Source organism: Photobacterium sp. (genome assembly GCF_057456235.1).
The window spans coordinates 141,228-155,720 of the sequence record NZ_JBVCPH010000012.1; the positions used below are offsets into that span (position 1 = coordinate 141,228).

The following is a 14,493-nucleotide window of genomic DNA, read 5'->3' on the forward strand; positions in this document are numbered from 1 at the left end:
GTACATGCCCGATATTAGAACCCTTGGTGAGTTCATTGTCGAGAAACAGAATGACTTCCCCCATGCCAGTGGTGAACTCTCTTCACTGCTAGGCTCGATAAAGCTGGCGGCTAAAATCGTCAACCGTGAAATCAACAAAGCTGGACTGGTTGATATTACTGGTGCTGTCGGTTGTGAAAATGCGCAAGGTGAAGAACAGCAGAAACTCGATCTTTATGCCAATGATAAATTTAAAGCAGCGCTGGAAGCCCGTGACCAGGTTTGTGGTGTCGCCAGTGAAGAAGAAGACGAAGCGGTAGCATTCAATAAAGAATTGAACCGTAACGCAAAATATGTGGTTTTAATGGATCCACTGGATGGTTCTTCGAACATTGACGTAAACGTTTCCGTCGGTACCATTTTCTCCATTTATCGTCGTATCTCACCAATAGGGACGCCACCGATACAAGAAGATTTCCTGCAGCCCGGTCACCGTCAGGTCGCTGCCGGTTATATTATCTATGGCTCATCGACCATGCTGGTATACACCACAGGCAATGGCATCCACGGGTTTACCTACGACCCCTCGTTAGGTGTGTTCTGCCTGTCTCACGAAAATATGCGTATTCCTGAAAACGGAAGTATCTACTCTATCAACGAAGGTAACTATATTCGCTTCCCTGAGGGGGTGAAGAAATACATTAAATACTGTCAGGAAGATGCGCCTGAGGATAACCGCCCTTATACTTCGCGCTATATCGGCTCTCTGGTGTCTGACTTTCACCGCAACCTCCTCAAAGGGGGGATCTACCTCTATCCAAGCACCGCGGCTTATCCTAACGGTAAGCTACGCTTACTGTATGAGTGTAACCCGATGGCATTTCTGATTGAGCAAGCTGGTGGTTTAGCCTCCGACGGTGAGAATCGGATCATGGATATCAAGCCAACAGAGCTGCACCAGCGTGTCCCGTTCTTTGTCGGCTCCACAAAGATGGTCCGTCAGGTTGAGGGCTTCCTGAAAGAGTACCCCGAACAGCACTAAACCTTCATCCGGCAGGCTGTTAATTTTCAGCCGGCCGGGTATCTCTTTGTCGTAAAATCCTGCATTAACAAGCTACCCACTGTTTTTTTTAAGTCCGATGGTTATAATTCATACATCAATAACAATTAATTAACGAAGCATGAGGTGTGGACCATGAGCCTTAACCAAATCCCAGCAGGTAAAGATATCCCGGCAGATATCTATGTTGTTATCGAAATTCCGGCCAACGCAGATCCAATCAAATACGAAGTCGATAAAGAGACGGGGGCAGTTTTTGTTGACCGTTTCATGTCGACTCCAATGTTTTACCCATGCAACTACGGTTATGTAAATCATACTCTGTCACTCGACGGCGATCCGGTGGATGTCTTGGTTCCCACTCCGCACCCGCTCATACCTGGCTCTGTAATTCGTTGTCGCCCCGTTGGTGTATTAAAGATGACCGACGAGTCAGGTGAAGATGCCAAAGTGGTTGCCGTGCCACACAGCAAACTGACTAAAGAGTATGACCATATCCAGGATGTCAATGATTTACCCGAGCTGCTAAAAGCACAGATCACTCACTTCTTTGAACATTACAAAGCACTTGAAGCGGGTAAATGGGTAAAAATTGATGGCTGGGCTGATGTAACTGCGGCTAAAGAAGAAATTATGACTTCTTTCAACCGCGCCCAAGAAAAATAATTCCATGAGTCGGTCAGATAACGCTCCTTGCTTCTGATTAAATTGAGGAGCGTTTCAGCCGACGGATACAGCAGAACAAGGTATTAAAATGAAACCAAACGTGCTTATTGGGTTATTATTTCTGGCTTGCTTTCACTCAGCCTCTGTTCAGGCCAAGATTGTTACCCCGGAAGAGTTTTGGCAGCATTCTACCCAAGGTAATACCTTGCTGGTTGATGTTCGCAGCAACGAGGAATTTATTCGTGGCCACCTGCCGTTATCGCTCAATATCCCATACGACAAGATAGAAACAATCACGACATTTGCTACTGATAAATCTCAGCCTATTCTGCTTTATTGCCGCACAGGGCGACGAGCTGACATTGCCGAGCAGACATTAAACGAGCTGGGTTACCACAATATCTATAACGGCCAGAGCTATCAGGCTCTACTGACGGCAATGCCGGAATCACCGCTTTCGCCAAACAATAAAGCACCATAGATCATCGCTATGGTGCTTCTATGTATGACTCATTCACAGCCCGAATGATCCTTAATCAAACTCAAACTGGTACAGTAAGTCAACGGCACTATCTAATCCCGATACGGCCTCGACATAGAGATCTTTCATCAGCCGGTAACGAACCGTAAATTCACCGACAGAGTTAAATATCCCCACGCCATATTTGACCTGCAAGCCCGGCGCAATATAACCACTGATAGTCACTTGCGACCCATCGCCCGCACCTGCGGTATCCAGAGCAAGATCCTGAACACCGAAGGCTTCACCGACATTACCCACCAACTGACCACTTTTTGCAATCCCCATGCTGATCAGTGCGGTTGTCATCGCACTGCCACTATCGCCCGATTCACTGTCCAGGTTTTTACCACGCAAGAGATAAGATAAGGCATTTTGCTGCGCCATCGCCGGGTCCGAAAATATATCAATTCGGGGGGCATCTGCAGGGCCACGGACCCGGATCCCTGCCACCACATCATCTTCAATGTTGTTGGGGTTTCGGATCGCTTCAATCGATAAATAAGGCTGATCTGCCGGGCCATTAAACAAGATCTGGCCTTTACGAATAACCAATTCCTGGCCAAATGAACGATAGGTACCATCTTGAAGGTTCACTTCCCCGTAAACCAGCGGGCCTTTGTCCTTCTGACGAACATTCAGCTCGCCGACCAACCCGGCATTAAGACCGAAAGCGGACAGATTTACATCATTGCCTATCTTCACCAAGATGTTGGTTGTCAGATCAAATGGCATCTTTTGCTCAACGTCTACGGGCTGCAAATCATCCGTCAACAATATTTCATCATCCGATACCGAAACTGCCGACTCCGGCAACTGATCAACCTTGATCCGCCCCCAAGGAATGGCAATATTTCCGGTGATCTCCGCTTTATTGGGAGAGGCGGCAATGGTTAACGCCGGCGACACTTTTAGCGCCAGCATTGGTGGGAGGTGGATCTCCAATTCACGACCATCCACATCCAACAGAGCTTTCCAGTTTGCCAGATCCTGCCAGTCCCCCTTACCGCGCACTTGCAACTTGCCATCAGGAGTGATCACTTCTCCCTCAAGAGTCGCGTTATACCCCGAGAAAGTTGCACGAATATCGGCTTGTTCAATATCGAATGGTACTTCACGCCCGATAGCCTTAACCTTTGTCACCAGAAGCTGACCATTAACCGCTGGATGCATGACAGGGCCAGTTACGGACAGATTAGCGTCAACCTGGCCATCAAACTGATGGTAGTCCTTAATGACAGGTTCAAAGATACCCAGCATAAGCCGATCAATGTTGACCTTGGCCTTCAGCTGCTGCTCAGCCATTAACTGAGTAATTTGAGCCTCACCACTGAGGTTACCATTATCCGTTATCGCAATTAGCCAATCGGCATTCAGGACATCATCTTTAATTTCAGCATTGACCGTGATCTTATCCCAACCCACAGTGAGAGGGGGTTGATCTGCTCCCAGCTCCTGAGTCACCGATCCCGTAGGGAGCTTAATCAGTGCTTTCACAAACGGCGATGTGCCAGGTGCCCACGCGGCTTCGAGATTGGCATCAGCCACTCCCTTAACCACAATAAATTCGGGAAGATAAGGATCAATTAAATCAAACTCAAAGTTGTTGACCGCCAGCTTGGCATGGCCGGATGTTCCGGCTTCTAAATCTTCAGTTAGACACAGCGCCGATTGACTTTGCTGCCAGCAATGAGCGGCGATATGGGCTAACTCAGTTTTCAGGCTGTAGCCCAGCTTCGTGGGATGATTCAGCGTCCATAAACCAACCTCGGTATCAATTGCTGCCTGCTCCAAGCTTCCTTGCCAGCCGGTCTTACGATCAAGCCGACCTGACAGAGCGAGCTCTGCGCTGACTGGCTGGGCATTCACATCAAGGGTTAATGTATGTTTTTCTTCGCTACCACGGAAGCTCAGGCGAAGATCATCAAGCTTAAAAGCATCATATTCACCATCTGCGGCATACAGGCTGACATCCGCCTTTAATGCAGGCATTGGCGTTACTTTCCCTTTCAACTCAAAAGCCTGCAAACTCGCCAGATCCTGCCATCCCAAAGCATTGCCATTCAGTACCAGATCGAGCTCGGGTTCAGCCATTATTCCCGATAAATCAACCTGTCCAAACACTCGCCCACGCAGTCCGGGTAAAGATTGTGCTAAATCAGGAGCGTCAATCTGAGCGCTCATGGCCCATTCTTTTGTTAGCTTTCCTCTTGCCGTTAAGCCATTTGGACCATGCTTTAAAGTCAGCCCTCGGGTTATCAGCTGAATGTCGCCTTTACCCTTCAGATCTTTGGCGTCGAATTCCCCATTAAGGGTAAAAGCTTGCTTCATGACAACCCCGTCGACGGCCAACTCCGGCAAGGCGACAAACCAGCCACCTTGCTCGGTCAGTCCACCCGATGTCCTTAATTTTCCGCTTAGATCACCGTCAGCCTCAGGCCATTCCAAGCCTGGTTGAATATGGCTGAAATCAAGTTCTCCCTGCCACGTCAGGGCATCTTTCCAGCTAGCATTCGCTTTACCGGCAATGGTACCGCCTAGGGTCTCGATCTTAAGCGCCTCAAGGCTCACCGTGTTCAAGTCCCCTTGACCACTCAGGCTCACCGCAACTGACGGCATTGGCTCGCCATCAATCTTGCTCTTTAAATCAAATTTATAGCCATCAAGGCTGCCTTTAGCGCTCACTAAGGTATCAGCAACCTCGAACTCAGGTTTGGTTTCAATTGGCCATTGGAGATGATGACTGGAAACAACCAAGTCAAACGGTAGCTTCGGATCAAGTGGTGAGAGTTGCCCCGAAACAAGCGCATCCAACGTCCCTTTCAAGCGGGCATCTAAAACCAGCTTTGCCAGTGAACCCGATACGTTCAGAGCTACCTGATGATCGTGCAGCGGCTCCATTTTAATATCGGCATTCGCGTCTAAAGATAACGGGTAGTCACCGGTTAACGAGACATCTGCCGTTGCTTGTAGTTTCGCCTGAGGTATATCTAAAACAAACTTACTGATAGCGATATCACTTGATTTCGCACTTGCCACAAGCTCAAGTAAATTGACCTGTTGCGGTATGTCGCCATTAAGCTTGAACTCCCTCACGGTAAGGCGCTGAATATCAAACGACATTGGCAATATGACTTCCGGTAAAGTCACAGACTCAGAAGATGGCTTGTCGTCTGCCTGAGCCTTATCCTGTTCAGTAGGCGCTAGTGTCAACTCAATACCTTGCCAGTCGGTTGGTTTCAGTACCAAATGGCTGCCTTCAATCTCTGCGGCAGTAGAAAACTGTTGCCATGTGAGCTTGTTACCCAGAATATCCAGCGCAATATCATCAAGACGCACGCGCTCAATCCGGATCGGCAAGGGCATAACAACATCCGTTACGGGCTCTGATGCGGGCTCTTCCGTATCGGCTTCTGATGGCGGCAATTCAGGCAGACTAAAACGAATTCCCGACAATCCAAGCTCAGAGATGCACACTTCAGAGATGAAAAAACAACGGTCATCCAGCTTAAGGTTGACGTTATCAGCGGCTAAGTCCACCAGCTCATCTCGATATTTGACCAGATTTAACTGGAAGCCTTTAAGCAATGCACCACTGCTACTGCCAACTGACAGGGCCGGCAGCGCTTTTTGTGCCCCCCACACCGCAAGTTTTACCCCGGCAGAGGTATAAAGCAGTGTCGCAACGGTAATGATTAAAAATACAATCAGAACCAGCAACCCCAGAGGAATACGTTTCACCCAGATCATAATTCAGGCCCCAGAATAAAGTGGATCTGGAACTTATTTTCTTCTTTCTCAAGTCCCCATGCAAAATCAAGACGAATCGGACCGATAGGCGATGCCCATCGCACCCCGACACCGGTACCACTCAGCCAATGAGGATTATCAATCCAGGCAGAGCCGTAATCGTAAAAGACGGCCCCCCACCAGTCGCCATAGACACGATACTGATATTCAAGCGATGAGGTCAGCATATACTGACCACCTATCAACTGTTCCTGATCATCTCGAGGGGCTATGGATTGGTAGCTATAACCACGTAAACTATTATCGCCGCCGACGAAAAAACGCATCGATGGCGGCACGTCTTCAATTTTATCGGCAATCACAGCACCACCATCGAGACGTAACAGCCCACGGTGATCTTCTCCGGCACTGCGTATCCAGGTACTACGGCCTCGGAACCGGGCCAAGCGTGTATCTGAGCCGAACGCTGGATCTGAATACTCAACAGACATCAATTGCTTGTCTCCCCAGCTTGGCATCGCACCGCCGCGGGATCTGGCTTTACTGTAGCTGATACCGGGGATGATCATTCTCAACACACCATTTTCATCTGCCCCCTGATTATAATTTTCATATAACCCGCGAACGGAAGCGACCCGCTTCCAACCCGACTCCAGAAGCCAATGACGTTCTAGGCCGATATTGTATTCGGTACTGACGGTATCGTGGTTATCAACATAACGGATCCCGCTCACCACCTGATAGTAGTCAGTTAGCACCTCATCAAGAGGGATTTTATAGACCGCCTCAATTTTTGGCTGCGCTTTCGATATCTCAGTTTTTACGTTCAGGCTATGACCGGCACTATTCAGCCATGGCTTCTTCCAGTTAAACTTCAAGCGCATCCCGACATCCGTCGAATAACCAATACCGGTTTCAACCTGATTACGCACCTGGGGTTCGAGGATGACTTGAATGGGCACCGTTTCGTCATCTAAATGGGCGACATCGCCTCCCACAAAAATAGAAGAGAACCAGCCTACATTTGACAAGCGCTGGTTAAACTCACCTAATTTGGAGGCTAAATACGGCTCATTTTCTTCAAAAGGAATTAACGATTGCAGACGGTTTTCTTCAATCTGACTACCGGTAAAAGTCGTTTCACCAAAATGATAGCGCCGCCCTGCAGAAAATTCGATCGTAATAAAGGCTTCATTTCGAGATGGCGCCACCTCCATTACACTCTTTGTCAATTCAGCATCAAAGTAACCTTTCCGCAATGCCAGGCTGGAGAGCGACGACTTCAATGCTTCATATTTACCATGGTTGAGAGACTGACCAAGCCCTAAACCACTCTCTTTCACTAATGCAATAAAATCAGGATCATCTCCTGCCATCCCAGTAACCATGATATTGCTTCGGACAATACGCGTAACTGGTCCAGGCTCCACGGTCACAGCTATATGTGTATCCTGACCCTCTTGGTCGACCTGATAGGAAAAAGAGGGCTGATAATGACCTAACGCTTTAAGCGCGTCTTTAATCTCGCCTTCAAGTTGCTCACGAAAGCGCAAAGTCGTACTGTAATCATCCTTAGGGATCGCTGATACATAAGCAGCTACGTTGCTTTTTAGCTCGCCTTGTAACCCCTCAATTTCAAGCGAAGTCTCCGCTAACAACGAATTTGAAAAAATAATAGCTACAGCGGTGATACCAAATCGCTTAAAAAGGTTAGTCATTATTGTGGTACTTCATTTATAAGGGGTTCATTTCAGGTGTGCACATATGCACATAAATGATTCTGACAAAGCCAGCCGTAACTGCCAACCTTTATTGTCTGAAAAAATTGAATATTGATTGTCTTGCCGTATTCCTCTACTTTCTATCTATCAGACAGTGTAAAAGGATCTAACAATGTCACCAGTAAAACAGAAAATGATCGCCCCAAGTGCCGCACTTATCGGACGGGCAACCCCAACCCTGCCATCCCAGCCTCACGCCATAAATCGCACTTTACTCAATGATGATAAGCCTCAGGGACACGAGACGCTCATTGTCGGGATGGGTTGCTTCTGGGGAGCCGAACGCCTCTATTGGAAGCAAAACGGTATTTACAGTACCGCTGTAGGCTACAGCGGTGGTTTCACTCCAAATCCAACCTATGAAGAGGTTTGCACAGGTAAAACAGGACATGCTGAAGTTGTCAGGATCATTTATGATCCGATGCAAATTAGCCTGCCTCAGCTACTTACTCTTTTCTGGGAGAATCATGACCCGACTCAGGGCATGCGCCAGGGAAATGATATGGGTACCCAATACCGCTCTGTGGTTTATGTAACATCGCCAGAACAGCTCGCACATGCCAACGCCAGTAAAGATCGCTATCAACAGGCTCTGCAACAACATACTAGCAGCCCAATTACGACAGAAATAGAATTGGCTGGCACATTTTACTTTGCCGAAGACTACCACCAGCAATACCTGGCCAAGAACCCTGGTGGATATTGTGGCTTAGGCGGAACAGGGATTTGTTTACCCCCTCTATGATTTTCTGGCCAGAGCCACAGCCTCTGGCTACATCACGTCCGCGGCTAAAGACTGAATTTCCCTGTTAACTTCAGATAATGCATTAAGTGCCTTAAGATTCTGATTTTTTGGTGGCAATAACCGCCCATAATCAAATTCGAAGGCACCAATACCAACAATAAACAAGCGACCACGAAAATAACTTTTTACATATCGCGCAATTTGGTTGGGGCGATATTGTTTAAATATTCTTAGCATGGTTCCCTCACATAATTGACATAATAGACCTTGAGAATTCCTATTCGTTTCAAAGTCGGGTCTAAACTAGCTGCCAGCCTTTGATATTTATCTGTCACTTATACCCAAATATAAATAAGAACTTTAGAACATTTTTTAATGGCTGGCATAGAAATGCCAGCCCGCTCTTCAATTAAATCCACGATAGCTTCGCAATATAAATAAAATCAGACCTATTTAGTGATAAAGATCAATTATTCTGGATGGGTATAACCAGAACATCAAAAATTAACTAATATAGTGATGCATCCAAAATAAATGGAATAAATACAATGAATAAGAAGCCAACAATAGCTTTACTTGCTGCATTATTACCGGGTATTGCAGTCGCACATAATATTCAGATCGGACAGAGTCTCCCTAATGTAACAGTGTCTGAATCAGGAGAAATCATGCTAAGTGGTGACAAAGTCATCTATCAGCCCTGGGAAAGTACACAGTTACCGGGCAAGGTCCGGGTGGTTCAGGCTATTGCCGGTCGTAGCTCAGCCAAAAAAATGAATGCAGAAATCATAGATGCAATAAAAGCGGCAAATTTGCCTGGAGAGGTATATCAGACCACAACCATCATAAACCAAAATGATTCAATCTGGGGAACGGGGGGCTTTGTAAAATCTTCAGCTGAAGATAGCAAGCAAGAATTTTCCTGGTCATCCATGGTGCTCGATGCAGACGGCATTGTGCAGTCAGCATGGCAGCTACAAAAAGATAATTCTGCCATTATTATTCTCAATAAAACGGGACAGGTACTCTTTGTTCAAGAAGGTAAACTGACACCACAAGAAATTGAACAAGCCATGGATCTACTTAAAGCCAACCTGTGATCATCTGGCGTTAGTATTCTCTTCATACTGACAAAGTCATGACCAAACCCCAAAAGTAATGTTATATTATTACAATACTATTGGTTATGGCTTTTTCTCTTTAAGTGACAGTCAAAAAATGGCTTAGATTGCCGCGTTTCTGCATCGCTTTTCTGATCTTCCTGATTTACTCAATCGGGCCAATTACTGCACTCCATAAACTGGAAGCCATCAATCCGCACCACCATGTTCAGGATTGCAGTATTTGTCATCTTGTTCATGAAGCGACAACGCCCTTCTCTGTCACTCTACCAGCTGAAAACAGCCATAACTTCAATCACCGAACACGAGCTCCCTCTCAAGGCTACACACAGCCTTCAACCCGGTTCGCTCGTGCCCCACCGATACATTCCTGATGTCAAAATATAAATCTATCCAATCATATTTTATCGTAAGGAATTATTATGACTTTTCTACCCCGCATTACCACCTGTGCCCTGGTTGTCAGCTCCCTTTTATCTACAGTAACGACTGCTGATGAGTATCATCGCCAACATAATGCTCATCAGCACGGAATTGTAGAGTTCAACATTGCTCAAGATGGCCAAGACCTGTTACTCGAAATTACCGCCCCCGGCGCTGATGTCGTGGGCTTTGAGCATTCCCCAGCCAGCGACGAACAACGGCAAGCCGTAGAAAGAGCTGTTGATGTACTGAAACAAGCCACTGATCTGTTTGCATTCACAGCATCAGCGAGATGTCAGCAGACTGAAGTACTTGTCATCGAAACCCTGACAGCACATGACAGTCATGCCGGACATGATCACGAAGAACATAATCATGACAATCACCATGAACATGCGACTCACGGTGGCTTTTCCGCTCAGTATACCTTCCAGTGTGCCGACATTAAGCAACTAGAAAACTTACAGGTTAGTTGGTTTAAATACTTCCCTTCAACGGAAAAAATTGCGATTCAGGCGATCACAGAAACTAGCCAAAAGGCTGAACAGCTGACTCCAACGAGTACGCTATTTACGTTTTAATCAAAAAGTCATCGCTAATAATTTCAGTCATCATGGAGGGGGGACTCATCCCCCCCTACCTGAGGAAGTACAATGAACGTTATAGAACTGAGCAACCTGACATTCAGATGGCCTAAACAAACGGAAAATCTACTCGACATTCCATCCTTGACGATCAATCAAGGTGAAAAGGTCTTTATCAAAGGGCCAAGTGGCAGTGGTAAATCCAGCTTATTAAGCCTGCTAACGGGGATCTCGCAGCCGACCACAGGTAAAATCAACCTCCTGCAACAATCTTTCAGTCACCTCGAATCAACACAGAGAGATAAGTTCAGAGCCGACCATATTGGTTACATTTTTCAAATGTTCAATCTACTTCCTTACCTTTCCGTCATTGATAACGTACTGTTACCCTGCCGCTTCTCAGCCCGGCGAAGAGTACAGATAAACAATCGTCTGGAAGCCGAAGCCAAAAGGATTTTAACTCAGCTCCATCTCCCCCAACGGTGCCTGAACAGACCTATTTCCGAATTAAGTATCGGCCAGCAACAGCGCGTTGCGGCCGCACGTGCCATAATTGGCCAACCAGAATTATTAATCGCAGATGAGCCGACTTCCGCATTAGACCATGATAACCGGGAGGCTTTCATCGCACTGCTAATGAAGGAATGCGAGCAAGCTCAAACCACACTGTTGTTTGTCAGTCATGATGAAACTCTGGAATCCTTGTTTGATCGCAGCATCGCACTCAATGACATCAATCAGGCCTACAAGGGAAGTAAACAATGAGTGCAATATTACGATTGGCCTGGCAAAGCCTGGCAAACCGCAAAACAACGGCACTTCTTACCTTATTGACCGTCGCTATTTCTGTCACTCTACTACTTGGTGTAGAAAGAGTTCGTACCCAGGCTAAAGCGAGCTTTGCTAATACGATATCTGGGACGGATCTCATCGTTGGGCCTCGATCAGGACAAGTAAACCTATTACTTTATTCTGTATTTCGGATTGGAAATGCAACCAATAATATCGACTGGCAGAGTTACCAGGAGATCAGCCAACACCGAGCCGTAAAATGGGCAATACCTATTTCACTCGGAGATTCGCATCGCGGGTTTCGTGTAATAGGAACTAATCAAACCTACTTCGAACGCTACCAATATGGTAATAAACAACCCTTATCATTATCTAAAGGCCGTTCGTTTACTAACTTATTCGAGACCGTGTTAGGTGCAGAAGTTGCCAAAAAACTAGGCTATCAACTAAATGATGACATAGTCATTGCACATGGTATTAGCGATAAAAGCTTCAACCGTCATGATAATCTGCCTTTTAAAGTTGTGGGGATCCTGGCACCGACCGGGACACCTGTAGACCGAAGCGTTCATGTATCATTAGCTGCAATCGAAGCGATTCACGTAGGCTGGGAGTCCGGAGCAAGGCTAGGTAATACCCCTAATGCCATCACCTTAGCGAACCATCAATTTGAACCCCAGCAAATAACAGCGGCGATCTTAGGTCTGCAATCTAAAATCCAAACGTTCGCATTACAACGTTATATCAATACTTACAAGAAAGAGCCATTGAGCGCTATCATGCCGGGTATTGCCCTGCATGAGCTTTGGGGAATGATGTCTGTTGCTGAGCAGGCATTACTGGTTGTCTCGGTTTTTGTTGTCGTTTCAGGTCTGCTTGGTATGTTAACCAGCTTGCTCACCAGCTTAAATGAAAGACGCCGAGAGATGGCTATCCTCCGGGCGATGGGCGCCAGGCCTGGCCATATTTTCTTTTTACTTGTCAGCGAAGCAACAGTACTAACAGCAATAGGTATTGCCATTGGTACTGTCCTTCTATTCTGTATATTGCTAGTTTTACAGCCTCTTATCCAGCAACAATTTGGCCTGTATATTGCGGTTACAGCACTAACATCGCATGAACTGAGTCTGTTGGGATTAGTTCAAATAGCTGGTATCTTGGTCGGGATAATCCCTGCAGTGCGTGCTTATCAACACTCATTAGCAGACGGCATGACAATAAGAATATAGGACGGACAAATAATGAAGAAATGGCTATTTGTGATCTGCTGCTGGTTGCCTCTGAGCTGTAATGCTAACGATGTCCTTACGTTAGACTGGATTGATTTAATTCCAGAACAGGAAAGAAATCAATTTGGTCAAAATCAGATGCCTTCACTCAATCACAATGGGAAAGCTTCAGAACAGTCAAGAATTGGTGGTGTGCGTGAAGAGCTCAATGGAAGTGAAGTGAAAATTCCAGGTTTTGTCATTCCCTTAGAAGGTGATGATAAGATGGTCACGGAATTCTTATTAGTTCCGTATTTTGGTGCATGCATTCATGTCCCACCACCACCACCAAATCAAATACTCTATGTGAAATTTGAAAAAGGAGCACCAATCCAGCAGTTATGGGATGTTGTTTATGTAGTCGGAAAATTAAAGACTCAGCATATCAGCCATGAGATAGCGGAAGCTGGTTACTTACTAGATGGGGTTAGCCTTGAAGAATACGATGATATGTAATAGTTATATTTTTCAGAGCTAAAGTTGGCTTATCTGCACTCGTTAAACGTGAGAGGCAAGATAAACCAACATAGTCACGTAACCTAAAAGCAAAAAAATGTTTGTAATCCGTTTACCTGACTTCTTCATCATTATCTCCAGCTCACCACATGTTGATTAAATAAAATAATTAACAAATTTAACCATTAACCAACACAAATGTCACGCCTATTGATCAAATATACGAACAACTGGTAAAACTATAATCGAGGAATTTTTATCAGGAACTATTATGAACAAAGAACACGACGAAAATGCCACCGAATCAGAATCACCAAAAGCCTTTTTAATAATGAAAGAGAAAAATGAAAAAAGCAGCTATATAAAAAACAGTCGGGAACGCACTAAAGAGATCGCATTTATTTATGCTATCAATGCAATGATCAGCAGCTCAAATGAACAAGACCTACAACAAAGAGCTGAGCACAGAGAAAAGAGAGAGCAACAACGCAGGCAACATAACCTTGAGGTGATCATTAAGCACGCACATGACGCATGTTGCGATGAAACCGCTGATGAACCCGAACCTGACTGGCTTACACGCTTTTTTTCTATGGCTCAGAATATTCACGGGGCATCAATGCAAAAACTGTGGGGGAGGATCTTGAAACAAGAAATTCTATCTGCTGGATCTGTATCTCTAAAGGCCTTAGAAACATTACAAAATATGACTCACAGAGAGGCACAAACTTTTCAACGGGCCAGTGTACTCGCTTGCCATTTTGGCAATGACAGCAGTAAAAGACTACTCACAGGAATTAATATAAAGAAAGGGAGGTTCCCATTACTCAGGCATAATTCAAGCCAAAAGCTACAATTAGGGAACTACCAACTTCCTTACTCAAACCTACTCATCCTGATGGAGTTAGGATTACTCTTACGAACAGAATTAGAATCAGGCGAGATCTCCCTAGAGCATACGCTACCTTTTAGCTATCAAAACACCTCATATACGCTAAAAGCAGTGAAGAAGGGTATTACTTTTACCTATTATCGTTTCTCTCCAACAGGACAAGAATTAGCACGATTGCTCAGAAATAAAGATCATGAAATTTACAAAGAAAATCTACTTGATTTATTAAGTAAACATTTCATCGTTGAAGTGCATTAACTTAGGCAGTATAAACTTACCAATCAAGCGCTTGGAATAGCTTTATCACTAACACAAAGGGCTCTGTTCAGTACTCAAGTTGATAAACTATATTATAGATAGATATGCTAACTCCTTGAGGCTACCAGCATGGAAGACTTCAATTTTACGCAACTATTAGAGTCTATCCAACGACTTACACCTGAGCAAAAACAGTGC

Annotated in this window: 13 protein-coding genes; 10 read left to right on the forward strand and 3 right to left on the reverse strand. The window is 45.6% G+C overall.

The features are described 5' to 3' along the window. Positions 1 to 4: 4 nt before the first annotated feature. The 3 genes from fbp to AC2204_RS14375 all read left to right on the forward strand — a co-directional run bounded on the left by fbp (position 5) and on the right by AC2204_RS14375 (position 2,186). Complete coding sequence (fbp, locus tag AC2204_RS14365; RefSeq protein ID WP_318926364.1) at positions 5 to 1,021, forward strand: class 1 fructose-bisphosphatase; 1,017 nt, start codon at positions 5 to 7, stop codon at positions 1,019 to 1,021. A 153-nt stretch (positions 1,022 to 1,174) separates the two neighbouring features. Then, positions 1,175 to 1,705, forward strand: coding sequence for an inorganic diphosphatase (gene ppa / locus AC2204_RS14370; RefSeq protein WP_318926365.1), 531 nt, complete (start codon positions 1,175 to 1,177; stop codon positions 1,703 to 1,705). Positions 1,706 to 1,793: 88 nt separating this feature from the next. After that, complete coding sequence (locus AC2204_RS14375; protein ID WP_318926366.1) at positions 1,794 to 2,186, forward strand: rhodanese-like domain-containing protein; 393 nt, start codon at positions 1,794 to 1,796, stop codon at positions 2,184 to 2,186. Between the two features lie 51 nt (positions 2,187 to 2,237). On the opposite strand, the gene tamB is transcribed toward AC2204_RS14375, so the two are convergent. Then, on the reverse strand, positions 2,238 to 5,975 hold the full coding sequence (gene tamB / locus AC2204_RS14380) for an autotransporter assembly complex protein TamB (RefSeq protein ID WP_318926367.1): 3,738 nt from the start codon (positions 5,973 to 5,975) through the stop codon (positions 2,238 to 2,240). Then, the gene (gene tamA, locus AC2204_RS14385; protein WP_318926368.1) at positions 5,972 to 7,693 is read right to left on the reverse strand and encodes an autotransporter assembly complex protein TamA; all 1,722 of its coding nucleotides are present in this window, start codon (positions 7,691 to 7,693) and stop codon (positions 5,972 to 5,974) included. Before tamA ends, tamB begins: the two co-directional genes overlap by 4 nt. A 175-nt stretch (positions 7,694 to 7,868) precedes the next feature. Between tamA and msrA the strand changes: the two genes are divergently transcribed. After that, on the forward strand, positions 7,869 to 8,501 hold the full coding sequence (gene msrA / locus AC2204_RS14390; RefSeq protein ID WP_318926369.1) for a peptide-methionine (S)-S-oxide reductase MsrA: 633 nt from the start codon (positions 7,869 to 7,871) through the stop codon (positions 8,499 to 8,501). 27 nt (positions 8,502 to 8,528) lie between these two features. On the opposite strand, the gene AC2204_RS14395 is transcribed toward msrA, so the two are convergent. Beyond that, positions 8,529 to 8,738, reverse strand: a complete 210-nt coding sequence (locus AC2204_RS14395) for a DUF1107 domain-containing protein (RefSeq protein ID WP_318926370.1) — start codon at positions 8,736 to 8,738, stop codon at positions 8,529 to 8,531. A gap of 311 nt (positions 8,739 to 9,049) precedes the next feature. On the opposite strand from AC2204_RS14395, the gene AC2204_RS14400 reads away from it, so the two are divergent. The 6 genes from AC2204_RS14400 to AC2204_RS14425 all read left to right on the forward strand — a co-directional run bounded on the left by AC2204_RS14400 (position 9,050) and on the right by AC2204_RS14425 (position 14,295). Next, a complete protein-coding gene (locus AC2204_RS14400; RefSeq protein WP_318926371.1) occupies positions 9,050 to 9,601 on the forward strand; it encodes a YtfJ family protein in 552 nt (183 codons plus the stop codon). A 443-nt stretch (positions 9,602 to 10,044) separates the two neighbouring features. Beyond that, on the forward strand, positions 10,045 to 10,626 hold the full coding sequence (gene zrgA, locus AC2204_RS14405; protein WP_318926372.1) for a zinc uptake protein ZrgA: 582 nt from the start codon (positions 10,045 to 10,047) through the stop codon (positions 10,624 to 10,626). A gap of 72 nt (positions 10,627 to 10,698) precedes the next feature. Further along, positions 10,699 to 11,394 (forward strand): ATP-binding cassette domain-containing protein, encoded by a 696-nt coding sequence (locus AC2204_RS14410; RefSeq protein WP_318926373.1) that lies wholly within the window; start codon positions 10,699 to 10,701, stop codon positions 11,392 to 11,394. Continuing rightward, the gene (locus tag AC2204_RS14415) at positions 11,391 to 12,650 is read left to right on the forward strand and encodes an ABC transporter permease (protein WP_318926374.1); all 1,260 of its coding nucleotides are present in this window, start codon (positions 11,391 to 11,393) and stop codon (positions 12,648 to 12,650) included. The genes AC2204_RS14410 and AC2204_RS14415 overlap by 4 nt, the downstream gene beginning before the upstream one ends. Before the next feature lie 12 nt (positions 12,651 to 12,662). Then, the gene (locus AC2204_RS14420; RefSeq protein WP_318926375.1) at positions 12,663 to 13,145 is read left to right on the forward strand and encodes a DUF3299 domain-containing protein; all 483 of its coding nucleotides are present in this window, start codon (positions 12,663 to 12,665) and stop codon (positions 13,143 to 13,145) included. A gap of 271 nt (positions 13,146 to 13,416) precedes the next feature. After that, positions 13,417 to 14,295: a TIGR03899 family protein gene (locus AC2204_RS14425; protein ID WP_318926376.1), complete on the forward strand. Its 879-nt coding sequence runs from the start codon at positions 13,417 to 13,419 to the stop codon at positions 14,293 to 14,295. Positions 14,296 to 14,493 lie beyond the last annotated feature (198 nt).

Bases quoted from the DNA above. Each gene is read 5' to 3' on its own strand.
- AC2204_RS14415 (WP_318926374.1), top strand. From the start codon at position 11,391: ATGAGTGCAATATTACGATTGGCCTGGCAAAGCCTGGCAAACCGCAAA.
- AC2204_RS14420 (WP_318926375.1), top strand. From the start codon at position 12,663: ATGAAGAAATGGCTATTTGTGATCTGCTGCTGGTTGCCTCTGAGCTGT.
- msrA (WP_318926369.1), top strand. From the start codon at position 7,869: ATGTCACCAGTAAAACAGAAAATGATCGCCCCAAGTGCCGCACTTATC.
- AC2204_RS14410 (WP_318926373.1), top strand. From the start codon at position 10,699: ATGAACGTTATAGAACTGAGCAACCTGACATTCAGATGGCCTAAACAA.
- fbp (WP_318926364.1), top strand. From the start codon at position 5: ATGCCCGATATTAGAACCCTTGGTGAGTTCATTGTCGAGAAACAGAAT.
- AC2204_RS14425 (WP_318926376.1), top strand. From the start codon at position 13,417: ATGAACAAAGAACACGACGAAAATGCCACCGAATCAGAATCACCAAAA.
- tamA (WP_318926368.1), bottom strand. From the start codon at position 7,693: ATGACTAACCTTTTTAAGCGATTTGGTATCACCGCTGTAGCTATTATT.
- AC2204_RS14400 (WP_318926371.1), top strand. From the start codon at position 9,050: ATGAATAAGAAGCCAACAATAGCTTTACTTGCTGCATTATTACCGGGT.
- ppa (WP_318926365.1), top strand. From the start codon at position 1,175: ATGAGCCTTAACCAAATCCCAGCAGGTAAAGATATCCCGGCAGATATC.
- AC2204_RS14375 (WP_318926366.1), top strand. From the start codon at position 1,794: ATGAAACCAAACGTGCTTATTGGGTTATTATTTCTGGCTTGCTTTCAC.
- AC2204_RS14395 (WP_318926370.1), bottom strand. From the start codon at position 8,738: ATGCTAAGAATATTTAAACAATATCGCCCCAACCAAATTGCGCGATAT.
- zrgA (WP_318926372.1), top strand. From the start codon at position 10,045: ATGACTTTTCTACCCCGCATTACCACCTGTGCCCTGGTTGTCAGCTCC.
- tamB (WP_318926367.1), bottom strand. From the start codon at position 5,975: ATGATCTGGGTGAAACGTATTCCTCTGGGGTTGCTGGTTCTGATTGTA.